The organism is Pseudomonas sp. FSL R10-0399, assembly GCF_009600165.1.
GTDB lineage: Bacteria > Pseudomonadota > Gammaproteobacteria > Pseudomonadales > Pseudomonadaceae > Aquipseudomonas > Aquipseudomonas helleri.
The window spans coordinates 127,831-140,608 of the sequence record NZ_WIWK01000001.1 but is presented as its reverse complement, the minus strand read 5'-3'; the positions used below and the strand labels follow the sequence as shown (position 1 = coordinate 140,608).

General features: G+C 60.4%; 13 protein-coding genes and 1 pseudogene. 3 read left to right on the top strand and 11 right to left on the bottom strand.

Annotation, left to right across the window (positions count from 1 at the left end):
* The 7 genes and pseudogenes from GHO41_RS00665 to GHO41_RS00635 form a co-directional block, all read right to left on the bottom strand.
* A pseudogene (locus tag GHO41_RS00665) lies at nt 1–169 on the bottom strand (low molecular weight phosphotyrosine protein phosphatase); the annotation flags it as partial.
* Nucleotides 169–933, bottom strand: a complete 765-nt coding sequence (gene kdsB, locus GHO41_RS00660) for a 3-deoxy-manno-octulosonate cytidylyltransferase (protein WP_153432610.1) — start codon at nt 931–933, stop codon at nt 169–171. The pseudogene GHO41_RS00665 and the gene kdsB, both read right to left, overlap by 1 nt.
* A complete protein-coding gene (locus tag GHO41_RS00655) occupies nt 930–1,115 on the bottom strand; it encodes a Trm112 family protein (protein WP_003442540.1) in 186 nt (61 codons plus the stop codon). Before GHO41_RS00655 ends, kdsB begins: the two co-directional genes overlap by 4 nt.
* Nucleotides 1,116–1,141: 26 nt before the next feature.
* Nucleotides 1,142–2,137 carry a tetraacyldisaccharide 4'-kinase gene (gene lpxK, locus GHO41_RS00650; protein ID WP_153432608.1) on the bottom strand — a complete coding sequence of 332 codons (996 nt, stop codon included), beginning with the start codon at nt 2,135–2,137 and terminating at the stop codon, nt 1,142–1,144.
* On the bottom strand, nt 2,137–2,565 hold the full coding sequence (locus tag GHO41_RS00645; RefSeq protein ID WP_371928786.1) for an ExbD/TolR family protein: 429 nt from the start codon (nt 2,563–2,565) through the stop codon (nt 2,137–2,139). The genes lpxK and GHO41_RS00645 overlap by 1 nt, the downstream gene beginning before the upstream one ends.
* Entirely contained in the window at nt 2,562–3,197 is a 636-nt protein-coding gene (locus GHO41_RS00640) for a MotA/TolQ/ExbB proton channel family protein (protein WP_048373695.1), read from the bottom strand. Before GHO41_RS00640 ends, GHO41_RS00645 begins: the two co-directional genes overlap by 4 nt.
* A gap of 48 nt (nt 3,198–3,245) precedes the next feature.
* Nucleotides 3,246–5,462: a DNA internalization-related competence protein ComEC/Rec2 gene (locus GHO41_RS00635; protein ID WP_178126443.1), complete on the bottom strand. Its 2,217-nt coding sequence runs from the start codon at nt 5,460–5,462 to the stop codon at nt 3,246–3,248.
* 134 nt (nt 5,463–5,596) lie between these two features.
* Between GHO41_RS00635 and GHO41_RS00630 the strand changes: the two genes are divergently transcribed.
* A complete protein-coding gene (locus GHO41_RS00630; RefSeq protein WP_153432606.1) occupies nt 5,597–6,118 on the top strand; it encodes a DUF2062 domain-containing protein in 522 nt (173 codons plus the stop codon).
* A 96-nt stretch (nt 6,119–6,214) separates the two neighbouring features.
* Here GHO41_RS00630 and GHO41_RS00625 read toward each other — a convergent pair whose 3' ends face one another.
* The 3 genes from GHO41_RS00625 to GHO41_RS00615 form a co-directional block, all read right to left on the bottom strand.
* Nucleotides 6,215–6,994, bottom strand: a complete 780-nt coding sequence (locus GHO41_RS00625) for an ABC transporter permease (protein WP_048389040.1) — start codon at nt 6,992–6,994, stop codon at nt 6,215–6,217.
* Nucleotides 6,991–7,923, bottom strand: a complete 933-nt coding sequence (locus tag GHO41_RS00620) for an ABC transporter ATP-binding protein (RefSeq protein WP_153432604.1) — start codon at nt 7,921–7,923, stop codon at nt 6,991–6,993. The genes GHO41_RS00625 and GHO41_RS00620 overlap by 4 nt, the downstream gene beginning before the upstream one ends.
* A 146-nt stretch (nt 7,924–8,069) precedes the next feature.
* Nucleotides 8,070–8,693: a glutathione S-transferase gene (locus GHO41_RS00615; RefSeq protein WP_048389035.1), complete on the bottom strand. Its 624-nt coding sequence runs from the start codon at nt 8,691–8,693 to the stop codon at nt 8,070–8,072.
* Between the two features lie 150 nt (nt 8,694–8,843).
* Between GHO41_RS00615 and GHO41_RS00610 the strand changes: the two genes are divergently transcribed.
* A complete protein-coding gene (locus tag GHO41_RS00610; RefSeq protein WP_153432602.1) occupies nt 8,844–11,291 on the top strand; it encodes an acyl-CoA dehydrogenase in 2,448 nt (815 codons plus the stop codon).
* A 62-nt stretch (nt 11,292–11,353) separates the two neighbouring features.
* Nucleotides 11,354–11,770, top strand: a complete 417-nt coding sequence (locus tag GHO41_RS00605) for a PA2817 family protein (RefSeq protein ID WP_048389032.1) — start codon at nt 11,354–11,356, stop codon at nt 11,768–11,770.
* A gap of 30 nt (nt 11,771–11,800) precedes the next feature.
* On the opposite strand, the gene GHO41_RS00600 is transcribed toward GHO41_RS00605, so the two are convergent.
* Nucleotides 11,801–12,748 carry a LysR family transcriptional regulator gene (locus tag GHO41_RS00600; protein WP_371928785.1) on the bottom strand — a complete coding sequence of 316 codons (948 nt, stop codon included), beginning with the start codon at nt 12,746–12,748 and terminating at the stop codon, nt 11,801–11,803.
* Between the last annotated feature and the right edge of the window lie 30 nt (nt 12,749–12,778).

Sequence of the window (12,778 nt, the reverse complement as noted above, 5' to 3'; positions counted from 1 at the left end):
CCCGCTGGCTGCGCACGTCCGGCGCTTCGCCCGCGTGCCAGCCCCCCGTCCCGGCAGAGGCTACCTCGATGCGCTTAGCCAAACCGGCATCACGCAGCTTTTGGCGCAGCACGCCTTCTGCGGTGGGTGAGCGGCAAATATTGCCCAGACACACAAACAGGACGCGCATTAACCCTCCAGCAAACGCCGAACGCGCTCAAGGTCTTCAGGGGTATCAACACCGGCTGGCGGCGCCTCAAGCACATCACCGACGTGGATTCGCACGCCATGCCACAGGGCACGCAACTGCTCAAGACGCTCGGTATTCTCGAGCCAGCATGGGCCCCAGTTAACGAAGTCCTGAAGGAAACCGGCACGGTAGGCGTAGATGCCAATGTGGCGACGGTACGGCACACCGGCAGGCAATGCGTTGGGCTGTTGAGCGAATTCATCCCGTGCCCACGGCAAGGTGGCACGGCTGAACGTCAGGGCCAGGCCATTGATATCGCTGACCACCTTGACCACGTTGGGGTTGAACAGCTGCTCCACGTCTGCAATCGGCTCAGCCAGGGTCGAGATGCCCGCCTCGGCGTGGGCAGCCAGGTTCGCGGCCACTTGATCAATCAATGCGGGCGGGATCAACGGCTCGTCACCCTGGACGTTGACCACGATGGCATCGCTGGCCAGGCCCAACTGTGCGGCGACTTCGGCCAGGCGGTCAGTGCCGGACTCGTGGTCTGCGCGGGTCAAGACCACCTCGGCGCCAAACGCCTGGCAGGCCTCAACAATGCGCGCATCGTCGGTGGCGACTACCACACGCTGGGCACTGCTTTTGCAGGCTTGCTCCCAGACGTGCTGGACCATCGGCTTGCCTGCGATCATTTGCAGCGGCTTGCCTGGCAAACGCGTCGAGGCAAACCGCGACGGAATTACCACGGTAAAGATCGGGGTCATTTATCCAGGCGCTCGTCGGTGCTCAGGGTACGGGCTTCGGTTTCCAGCATGACCGGAATGCCATCGCGGATCGGGTAAGCCAGGCCGGCGCCCTTGCTGATCAGCTCGGTTTTGTCGGCGCTGAGTTTGAGCGGACCTTTGCACACTGGGCAAGCGAGGATATCGAGCAGTTTGGTGTCCATAGGAATTCCCGAAAAGTAAAAATGAGTTAGGGCAAAAGACGCTTTAGCTGTTGGTCAAACCAAAGGACAAAGGCCTCTGATGGAACCGCGTCGACCGCCAGATACCACCAGTCGGGTGACGCAAAGTCGCGGCATTTCACGGCGTCCTTTTCAGTCATGACCACGGGCAGCGGCGGCGTAAAATTCAAGACCTCGGCACTGTACGGCGCATGGTCAGCGAAAGCATGGGTGATTGGCCGCCAGTGTAGCGCTTCAAGGGTGGTGAAGAAACGCTGCGGGTTACCGATCCCGGCCACCGCATGCAGCGCTTGGCCAGCCGGGAAAAAGTCCAGCGCCTGACGCTCGCCGCTGCGCAGATTGATCAACGCCGTGGGCTGCAATTTAAAGGCAAAACCCGCCTGCGGATCGTGCTCGGCGCCGTTATACAGCACCGCGTCTACGCTCTGTAAACGCTCGGCGGGTTCGCGCAATGGCCCGGCGGGCAGGCAATGGCCGTTGCCCAGGCCTCTGGCATTGTCGATCAGCACCAACTCCAGATCCCGGGCCAGCCGGTAATGCTGCAAGCCGTCATCCGAGAGGATCAGATCAAGCGGTTCGCTGTCGAGCAAGGCTTTGACTGCACGGCTGCGGTCAGGGTCAATCATCAGCGGCACGCCGGTGCGCTGCACGATCAATAGCGGCTCATCACCGGCCTGCGCCGCAGGTTGCTGCGCGGTCACACGCCACGGCAGCTGTGGCGGCTTGGCACCATAGCCACGGCTGACCACGCCCACCCGCAGGCCATTGCGCTGGCAATGCTCAATCAACCACAGGATCAACGGCGTTTTGCCGGTGCCGCCCACAGTGATATTGCCGACCACCACCAGCGGCACCGGGGCGCGATAGATCTCGCCCTCGCCCGCCACAAACCGCGCGCGCTTGCGCTTAACCACACGGCGATACAGGCATTCCAGAGGGCTCAGTAATTTAAGCAGCGGGTGCCCGGTGTACCAGGCACGCAACAAGCGATCAGACAGGGCCATCAGGGGGTCGCCTGCGACTCAACGGTGGTCATGCGCAAATGGCTGAAGCCGAGCTTGCCAGCGGCATCCATCGCTGTGATCACGAACTGGTGCTGGGCCTTACCGTCAGCGCTGATCGACACCGGCAGGCTGGTGTCGCCGCCCGAGGCTGTACGCAGTGCGCCCATCAGGCTTGCCAGATCGTTTTTCGGCAGCAACTGGTTGTTGACCGAAAACACCCCGTCGGCGCTGATGGCGATGTCCAGCAACTTGGTGTTCTGATCTTCGGTCGGCGCGCCGCTGACCGACTCGGGCAGGTCGACGCGCAGTTGGGTCTCGCGGGTGAACGTGGTGGTGACCACAAAAAACAGCAGCAGGATAAACACCACGTCGATCAGCGACGCGAGGTTGATGTCGACCGTTTCCCGTGGCTTGCGGCGAAATTTCACGCTTTGCTCCCGACCATGTCGACTTCGCGGTCGCCCTGCACCACTTCAACCAGCTTGATCGCTTCCTGCTCCATGCCGACCACCAGCTCATCGACCCGGCGCTGCAGGAAACGGTGAAAGAACACCGACGGAATCCCCACCATCAAACCCGCAGCCGTGGTGATCAAGGCCTTGGAAATCCCGCCCGCGAGCACCGCCGCGTTGGTGGTCATGCCGGTGCCCATAAAAGCGCTGAAAATATCGATCATGCCCAACACCGTGCCCAACAGGCCCAGCAACGGCGCCATCGCAGCAATCGTGCCCAAGGCGTTGAGGTAGCGCTCAAGCTCGTGGATAACCCGGGCAGCGGCTTCTTCAATGCACTCTTTCATGATCTCGCGACCATGCTTGGAGTTGGCCAGGCCAGCCGCCAGAATTTCACCGAGCGGGGAGTCAGCGCGCAGTTGCTTGAGTTTTTCTTTGTCCAGCTGTTTGTCCTTGATCCAGACCCACACCTGCCCGAGCAAGTGCGGCGGGGTCACGCGGCTGGCGCGCAGGGTCCACAGGCGCTCGACAATAATGCCCAGCGCGGCAACAGAACTCAGAATGATCGGCAGCATCATCCAGCCGCCGGATTTGACCAGTTCCCACACAGTGACAATCCCCTCGAAAAAGTGCGCCACTTTACCACAAGGTCGACGTTAATCCCGCCAGAACCGCCGCTGCTCGCGCAGGCTTTCAGCCACCCCGAAGGTGCCCAGCCGAAAGCGTACGGCACCGTGTTCGGCACTGTCCCAGATCCCCATGCCCAGCGCCTTGTAGCGCGCCATCACCTGCGGGTGCGGATGCCCAAAGGTATTGCCATGCCCTCTGGAGATCAACACTGCCGAAGGTGACAGGTTTTTTAGAAAGACCATCGAGGACGAGGTGCGGCTACCGTGGTGCGGTGCCTGCAACCAGTGCGTGGGCACCGCCAGGGGGCTGTCGAGAAAAGCCCGCTCGGCGTCGATATTGATATCACCGGTCAACAGCAACCGTTCGTCGCTGGCTTCGATCTGCAACACGCACGAACGCTGATTACCGTCGGTCGCGCCGTCCCATTGCCACAACGCAAACTTCACCCCGTCCCATTCCCAGCGCTCACCGCTGTTACAAGGCCCGGCCTGAAGCTGTTCGGCCAATAGCGGTACATCACCGCTGACCACCCGTTTAACCTTCATGGCCCGCTGTACCGCCAGCGCACCGCCCGCGTGATCCGAATCGGCGTGGCTGATCAGCATCATGTCCAGCGTACCGATGCCCATCGCTTGCAGTGCCGGGACCACCACTCGCTCGCCCTGGTCAAGGTTGCGCACTTTTGGCCCTGCGTCGTACAACAACGTGTGATGGCGGGTTCGCACGATGATTGCCAGGCCTTGACCGACATCCAGTTGCAGCACCTCTGCCTGCCCCGGCGGGACAAACGTTCGCGGGGCAAACACCGCCAGCAGCACCAGCGGCCAGCCCAGTGGCCTCAGCACCATCCCGGCAGGCAGCAACAGCAGCAAGGCACCGAGCGCAGCCAGCAGCCAGACACTGATCGGCACGCTGGCAGGCAACCAGGGCGACAGCGTCCCGGCCAGCCCTGTGAGCCCCCAAATCAGGCCATTGAGCAAGCCGCCCGCCACCCACAGCAACCCTTCACCGACCCAGGGCACCGGCAGCAACACAGTGCCCAGCAACGCCGCAGGCAACACCAACAGGCTGATCCACGGCACCGCCACCAGATTGGCCAACGGGCCGGACAGGCTGATGGGCAGCCCGAGAATCCACAGCATCGGGAACAAACCAATCGCGATCAACCCTTGCGGGCGCAGCCATGCCGCTCGCCAACTCCATGGGCCCAAGCGTGAGCTAAAGGTAAAAATCAGCACCGCAACGGCGGCGAACGACAGCCAAAAACCTGCCATCAAGCTGGCCAGCGGTTCAATGATCAGCACCGCGTTGAGGGCAAGCAAAAAGGGCAGCCACACACCCAAGTGGCGAAACCGCAGGCGCCATATCAACACCAGCCCGAGCATGGCGCAGGCCCGCTGTACCGGCACCTCAAAACCGGCCAGCAAGCCGTAACCCAGCGCTCCGGCAAAAGCCAGGCCGCACGCCCAAGGCAACCACGGCAGCCGTCGTGGCCACAGACCGTAACGCGCCAACAAGGCCACCAGGCCATAAATCAGCCCGGCAAACAGGCCAATGTGCTGCCCCGAGATCACCAGCAAATGCACCGTGCCGGTCGCTTGCAGCAGCTTCCAGTCGTCAGTGCTTAACCCTGAACCATCGCCCATCACCAAGGCGGCCAGCCATGGCGCCCGGCCATTAGCCTCGGTTTGCAATAACTGCTGGCGCAAGCCGTCGCGCCAGGCATGCCGGGCGGGAGCCAATAACTGACCATCCTTGATGGTTCCGGTGGCGCCAATACGCTGGGCCAACAACCAGGCCTGATAATCGAAGCCCTGGGGGTTTAGCAGCCCTTTGGGCCGTTTGAGATTGACCGCCAACCGCCAACGCTCGCCGCTGTTGACCGGCGGCCCGCCGTACCAGTTCAAGCGCAAGGTAGAAGGCAATGTGGCGTGTCGCGAATAAGCATCACGCACTTCAAAACGCACCACCGCGTCGGACTGCTGAGGCAAACCGACCACCCGCCCCTCGACCCATAACGTGCGGCCATCCAGCGCAGGCGACAGCCGGTCATCAAGTGCCGACTGCCCTTGCACACAGGCCCAACTCAACCCAAGCAGAAAAAGCCCCGCCGGATAAACCCGCACCACCAACAGCAGCAGCCCCGCACCCAGCATCAACAGCACCCACTCAAGGGCGGGTATTGCCGGTAAAAAGCGCAGCACGATCAAGCCCGAAGCCAGCGCTAACAATCCCGAGTACATAACCTGATCCGCAGTAATTCCTGCCCTCGGATTAGCCGGGTTTTATCGTCGCATCCTAAAAAATTGTCACAAAGTCTGAAGAGTCGACCTGCAAAATGTGGGCATACTGCCTCCCTGTTCCAAGCGAGAAGCCCATGCCACGGCGTTCAATCAAACGTTTCATGCCAGATCCGGCGCGCATCAAGGAACACAAATCCTTACGGTTCTTGGGCTCACTGCTGCATGATCCCAACCTCTGGCACCTCAATCGTCACTCTGTCGCCCGGGCGATGGCGGTGGGTCTGTTTGCTGCTTTTATCCCCATGCCCTTTCAAATGCTCCTGGCCGCCTGCCTGGCGATCATGGTGCGCAGCAATATGCCGATTTCGGTCAGCCTGGTCTGGCTGACCAACCCGATCACCATGCCGCCAATTTTTTACTGCACCTATGTGCTGGGCGCATGGCTGATGGACGTTCCGGCCCGCAGCATGCCTGATGAACTCACGTGGGCGTGGATCAGCAGCCAGCTCTCGACCGTGTGGCAGCCGTTTTTATTGGGTTCGGTGGTGTGTGGAGTGGTACTGGGCGGGATGGGTTACTGCTTGACCATGGTGTATTGGCGCTGGTGGGTCAGCCGGCAGTGGAGGCGGCGCAAGCAACAGCGCAAGGCTTTGTAAAACGTGCCCTGCACCATTTTGTAGGAGCGAGCTTGCCTCGCGATCTTTTGATCTTGAAAAGATCGCGAGACAAGCTCGCTCCTACAGGTGTGAAAACTACTGGCGCATGCCGCGGCCGCTGACCAGTAGTTTGGCGCAGGCGAAGTACAACACCACGGTTGCGACGACCATAAAGGTCAGCGCAACGCTGATTTTGATGTCCGATACGCCGAGGATCCCGTAACGGAAGGCGTTGACCATGTGCAGCACCGGGTTGGCCAAGGACACGCTCTGCCAAAACGGTGGCAACAGGGTGATCGAGTAGAACACCCCGCCCAGGTAGGTCAGCGGCGTCAGCACAAACGTCGGGATGATTGAGATATCGTCGAAGTTGCGCGCAAATACGGCGTTGATAAAGCCCAACAACGAGAAAATCGTCGCGGTCAGCACCACCACCACAATGGTCAGGAGCAGGTGATGCACCTGCAAATGGGTGAAGAACAGAGACAGCAAGGTCACGATCAAGCCCACCATCAAGCCGCGCAAGATACCGCCCACGGTGAAGCCGATCAGAATGGTGTGGGGCGACACCGGCGACACCATCAGCTCTTCAATCGAGCGCTGGAACTTGGCACCAAAGAAGCTCGATACCACGTTGCCGTAGGAGTTGGTGATCACCGACATCATGATCAGACCCGGCACGATGTACTCCATATAGGTGAAACCACCCATATCACCGATTTGCCTACCGATCAGGTTGCCGAAGATGACAAAGTACAAAACCATGGTGATCGCTGGCGGCAGCAGGGTTTGCGGCCAGATGCGCATGAAACGGCGCACTTCACGATAAATAATGGTGTTCAACGCAACCAGGTTGGGACGCAGTTCAGAACTCATACGGCCACCTTTGCCAGGTTTTTCTCGACCAGCGACACAAACAACTCCTCAAGGCGGTTGGTTTTATTGCGCAGGCTCACCACTTCGATGTTTTGCGCGGCCAGTTGGGTGAACAAACCAGTAATGCCCACGGCTTTATCGACTTGTACTTCCAGGGTGGTGCCATCGAGCAACAGGCTCGGGTAACCGATGAGGTGCGGGGTAGACGCCAGCGGGTGCTTCAGGTCGAGAACAAAGGTCTCGACGTGCAGTTGCCCGAGCAACTGGCGCATGCTGGTGTTTTCGACAATGGTGCCGTGGTCGATGATGCCGATGTTGCGGCACAACTGCTCAGCCTCTTCCAGGTAATGGGTGGTGAGGATGATGGTGGTGCCCTGCTCGTTCAGCTCGGTGAGGAAGGTCCACATCGAGCGGCGCAGTTCGATGTCCACACCGGCAGTCGGTTCGTCGAGGATCAACAGGCGCGGCTCGTGCACCAGCGCCCGGGCGATCATCAGTCGACGCTTCATACCGCCCGACAACGAACGCGAAGGGGTGTCGCGCTTGTCCCAAAGCCCCAACTGCGTCAGGTACTTTTCGGCACGCTCCTTGGCGATTTTGGCCGGAATACCGTAGTACCCCGCCTGGGTCACGACGATGTCGAAGGTCTTTTCAAACTGGTTGAAGTTGAACTCTTGCGGCACCACCCCGATGCTGCGCTTGAGCGCCGCTGGGTTGCGGTCCAGGTCATGGCCGAAGACATTCACCGTGCCGCTGGTTTTGTTCACCAACGTGGAAAGAATGCCGATGGTCGTGGATTTGCCGGCACCGTTAGGGCCCAGCAAGGCGAAAAAGTCACCTTCAGCAACGTCCAGATCGATACCACTCAGGGCCTGGAAACCGTTGCCGTAGGTTTTGGTTAGCTGCCGTATGGACAGAGCGGAACTCATATCGGATTACGCACCAAGATGGGAATAAGAGGGATGACTCAATAAGGGCGAACTGTCTGTAAGACAAGTCCGACAAAGCCAATGAACAGGTGCCATGGTGCTTGGCCTTGTCGCACAAGTACAGTCGCCCGTATTAATAGTGGCTATTAAGTCAACGCAGTCATCACCGCATTACGGTAGGCCGGGCGCAGTTTGAGGCGCTCATACCAGGCCTCCAGGTGCGGCATTGACGGGCGTTCGATGGGCATTTCAAACCAGGCGTAAATGAACGATCCCAGCGGGATGTCGCCCATGCCGATTTCATCACCGGACAGGTAAGGCTTTTCGGCCAGCGCCTGGTCGGGAATAACCAACAGCTCGGCGCAGGTCTTGATCGAGGCGTTGATTTTCACCCAGTCCTGCTGCTCGGCCGGGGTGCGCAAAATCCCCCAGAACACATCGCGAAAAGCACCGGCAAACGACGAGGTGGTCCAGTCCATCCACTTGTCTGCCTGGGCACGAACACGGTTGTCGTCCTGATACCAGGACGTGTCCGAGCCGTATTCGGCGGACAGATAGCGCACGATCACGTTGGATTCCCACAACACAAACCCATCGTCTTCCAGCATCGGCACACGGCCATTGGGGTTCAGCGCCCGGTACTCAGGGCTGTCGACCACACCAAACGCACCGCCCGCCTCTGCACGCTCATACTCAAGCGCCAACTCTTCAATACACCACAACACTTTCCTGACATTCGACGAATTCTTGCGACCCCACACTTTCAGCATGATGAAACTCCTGATTGATAGACGCCGGGGCAGTCTACGCCGTGAAGCTGAACTGTGCCTCCCGCACAAGGTCACTATTGGACGACCTTGCTCAAGAGTTGCGACTAAGCTCACAAGGGTGCGCCCCCCTGGCTCCATGGAGGATTGGATATGCTGTTGTTGTGGATAGTGGTTTTGATCGTAGGCGTTGCCTGGCTGGCCCACCGGCGCGTCTCCCCGCTGACGGCGATTGCCGTGGTAGCGATTTACCTGCTGATCATGGACTTCTTCAGCCATGCGCCGATCTGGGTGCTGGTGCTCTTGTGGGTGTTGCTGGCAGCGCCAGCGGCCTTGCTGCTACTGCCTGACCTGCGCCGCAAACGCTTTACGGCGCCGCTGTTCAGCTGGTTCCAGAAAGTCCTGCCGCCCATGTCGCAAACCGAGCGTGATGCCATCGACGCTGGCACCGTGTGGTGGGATGGCCAACTGTTTAGCGGCCGCCCCGACTGGAACCAGTTGCTGGCCTACCCCAAAGCCCAACTGACCGAAGAAGAACAGGCGTTTATCGACGGCCCGACCGAAGAACTCTGTGCGATGGTCACTGACTGGCAGATCGGCCAGGCCATGGACTTGCCGCCTGAAGCCTGGGCGCACATCAAGGAACACGGTTTTTTCGCCCTGATCATCCCAAAATCGTTCGGCGGCAAAGGCTTCTCGGCCTACGCCCACTCGCAAGTCGCGATGAAACTCGCCACTCGCAGCGGCGATCTGGCCTCGACGGTGATGGTGCCCAACTCCCTCGGCCCGGCCGAACTGTTGCTGCACTACGGCACCGAAGAACAGCAAAACCATTATCTGCCGCGCCTGGCGCGTGGCGATGACATCCCGTGTTTTGCCCTCACCGGCCCGCTGGCGGGCTCCGACGCCGGGGCGATGCCCGATACCGGGATCATTTGCAAAGGCCAATGGCAAGGTGAAGAAGTCATCGGCCTGCGCCTGAACTGGGAAAAACGCTACATCACCCTCGGCCCTGTCGCCACCCTGCTCGGCCTGGCGTTCAAGGCCCATGACCCGGAGCACTTGCTGGGCGACAAGGAAGATCTGGGCATCAGCCTGGCGCTGATCCCCACCGACACCCCCGGCGTTGAAATCGGCCGTCGGCATTTGCCGCTGGGCGCCGCGTTCATGAACGGCCCCAACTCAGGCAAGGATGTGTTTATCCCCCTGAGCTACCTGATTGGTGGCCAGGAAATGCTCGGCAAAGGCTGGATGATGCTGATGAACTGCCTGTCGGTCGGGCGTTCGATTTCGCTGCCGGCGGTTGGCACCGGCGCCGCCAAGTTCACCAGTCTGGTGACCGGGCAATACGCCCAGGTGCGCGAGCAATTCAACGTGCCGCTGGCGGCCTTTGAAGGCATTCAAGAAGCCCTGGCGCGTATAGGCGGCAATGCCTGGCTGATGGACAGCGCCCGCATGCTCACCGCCAACGCGGTGGACCTCGGTGAAAAACCGTCGGTGCTCTCAGCGATTCTCAAGTACCACCTGACCGAGCGCGGCCGCGAGTGCATCAGCCATGCCATGGACGTGCACGGCGGCAAGGGCATCATCATGGGACCCAATAACTATTTGGGCCGTAACTGGCAGGGCGCGCCGATTTTCATCACCGTTGAAGGGGCCAATATCCTGTCGCGCAACCTGATGATCTTTGGCCAGGGCGCCATTCGCTGCCATCCGTTTGTGCTCAAGGAAATGGCCCTGGCCGGGCGTGAAGACCGCGAGCAGGCCCTGATCGAGTTTGACGGCCTGCTGCTCAAGCACATCGGTTTTGCCGTCAGCAACGTCGCCAGCACCCTGGTGTTGAACCTGGGCCTGGGGCGCTTCGAACACGCACCCGGCAACACCCTGAGCCAAGGCTACTTCCGCGCCTTGAACCGTCAGGCAGCGGCTTTTGCGATGCTCGCAGACCTGAGCATGATGCTGCTGGGCGGCGAGCTTAAGCGCCGCGAGCGTTTGTCTGCGCGCCTGGGTGACGTGCTGAGCCATATGTACCTGGCCTCGGCAGCGCTCAAGCGTTATCACGATCTGGACTCCCCCGAGCACCTAAACCCGCTGTTCAAGTGGGCCATGGAAGAAAGCCTCGGGCATTCGGAACGGGCGCTGGACGAGATCCTGAAAAACTTCCCGAGCCGACCGCTGGGCTTTCTGTTGCGCGGCGTGGTGTTCCCGTTTGGTCGTCGCCATACCGGGCATTCTGATGCGCTGGATGCTGAAGTCGCGGCAGTGCTGGGCCGGGCCAAAGGCGATCCGACACTCGAAGCGGTGCTTGCCGGCTGCTACCGCCCGCAATCTGCCGATGACGCGGTGGGCGCGTTGCAACATGCCGCGGATTTGCTCAAAGCCGCTCACCCGCTGCACAAAAAACTCCACGACGCGCTGAAAAGTGGCCAGTTCAAACAGGTACCCGGCGAGCCGTCCATCGATTCAGCGTTGCACGCGGGCATCTTGCAACCGGCCGAAGCCGAAACCCTGCGCGCCGCTGAAGCCGCACGGCGCAAGGTGATTGATGTGGATGACTTCGCCAAAGACGAACTCACCCACAGCGAAGGAAAGATTCGCTAGCAGGACAGCGGGCGCGCAGAGCTTTATACTCTCGCGCCCGTTTTGCTCTAGAGGACTCCACCATGGCCACTAATGACCTCAACCACAATCTCGCCCTGCTCGATATGCTGCGCAGCATCCTGGTTGCCGTCGGTGACGCCGAGCAAATCCCGGAAGAAAGCCATGAACTGTTTATTGAACGCTTCGACGAGATGAAAGCCGGTCTGTTGACCGATTTTGATGAAAGCCAATACCTGGGCCAGGACATTCTCTGCCAGGTGATCGAACGCTACCCGCAAATCGCCCACGTGGTGCCTCGCGACCTGTTGTGGTTCTTCGGCGGTTCCTGCTTCAACTTCCTCGCCGATGAAGAGCTGGACATGTATGAGGCGCTGGAAGAACGCCGCTTTGAAGCCGAAGAAAACGGCGAGCCGTTCGACTGGAATCAAGAAAAGCAGTTCATGGCGCTGCCGACCGACGCAGACAGCCCGCAGCACTGATTGGCGCACTGAATGCCAAGACCCGCCCGGTTAACCGCGCGGGTCTTTTTTTGGCCCCAGCGTCGGTTCTTGCGCCAGCCGCTCAACCAGAAAATCGATAAACACCCGCAGCTTGGGCGGCAGATAGCGCGTCGGGGTATGCAGCAGCCACACACCGCCGTGGTACGACGCAATAAAATTCCAGGCCGGTAGCACCTGCACAATCTCGCCCTGCTCCAGCGCCTGACGCGCCGTGAAGTAAGGCAAGCTGCCAATGCCGATGTGCTGCAACACCGCATCCAGCCGCACCCCCGTGTGGTTGGCCGCGTAACGCCCGGTGACCCCGACCGTCACGGTCTTGCTGCCTTGCTTGAATTTCCAGCGGGCATCCGCCGGGCTTTCGCCAAGGTAGATGCAACTGTGGTGGCGTAAATCCTCCGGCTGGCGGGGCGTGCCATGTTCCGCCAGGTAGGCAGGCGTGGCGCAGAGCAAATGCTCGATCAAAAACAACTGGCGGCCCACCAGGCCCGGCGGCGGCTGATCGGTGATGCGCATGCTCAAATCCACGTTGTCGTCGATCAGGTCGACGTGGCGGTCCTCCAGAATCAATTGCACATCGACCTTGGGATAACGCCGCAAAAACTCGGGCATGTGCGGATGAACCACGTAGCGCCCCACCGCCTTGGGCACGCTGACGCGAATCAGCCCTTCAGCCTCCTGGCTATAGCGACCGCTGAGGTCCATGACTGATTGCGCTGCCCCCACCACCTCCTGGCAACGCTTGAACACTTCCTCGCCCACATCACTCAGGCGCAGCTTGCGGGTGGTGCGCTGCAGCAGGCGGATCGCCAGGGCCTTTTCCAGTCGGGCGACACTGCGGCTGATGGCAGACGGCGAGGTGTCCAGCTGTCGCGCAGCCTCGGAAAAACTGCCGACCTCGACCACCCTCACGAAGACCACCATTTCAGCCAGTAATGACAGCGGTAGATTTATGCTCACAGCGCACAGGTCCATTGAAAATTGGAGGGA

Coding starts and splice junctions, on each gene's coding strand:
- kdsB (WP_153432610.1), bottom strand. CDS start 933: ATGACCCCGATCTTTACCGTGGTAATTCCGTCGCGGTTTGCCTCGACG.
- GHO41_RS00655 (WP_003442540.1), bottom strand. CDS start 1,115: ATGGACACCAAACTGCTCGATATCCTCGCTTGCCCAGTGTGCAAAGGT.
- lpxK (WP_153432608.1), bottom strand. CDS start 2,137: ATGGCCCTGTCTGATCGCTTGTTGCGTGCCTGGTACACCGGGCACCCG.
- GHO41_RS00635 (WP_178126443.1), bottom strand. CDS start 5,462: ATGTACTCGGGATTGTTAGCGCTGGCTTCGGGCTTGATCGTGCTGCGC.
- GHO41_RS00630 (WP_153432606.1), top strand. CDS start 5,597: ATGCCACGGCGTTCAATCAAACGTTTCATGCCAGATCCGGCGCGCATC.
- GHO41_RS00625 (WP_048389040.1), bottom strand. CDS start 6,994: ATGAGTTCTGAACTGCGTCCCAACCTGGTTGCGTTGAACACCATTATT.
- GHO41_RS00620 (WP_153432604.1), bottom strand. CDS start 7,923: ATGAGTTCCGCTCTGTCCATACGGCAGCTAACCAAAACCTACGGCAAC.
- GHO41_RS00615 (WP_048389035.1), bottom strand. CDS start 8,693: ATGCTGAAAGTGTGGGGTCGCAAGAATTCGTCGAATGTCAGGAAAGTG.
- GHO41_RS00610 (WP_153432602.1), top strand. CDS start 8,844: ATGCTGTTGTTGTGGATAGTGGTTTTGATCGTAGGCGTTGCCTGGCTG.
- GHO41_RS00605 (WP_048389032.1), top strand. CDS start 11,354: ATGGCCACTAATGACCTCAACCACAATCTCGCCCTGCTCGATATGCTG.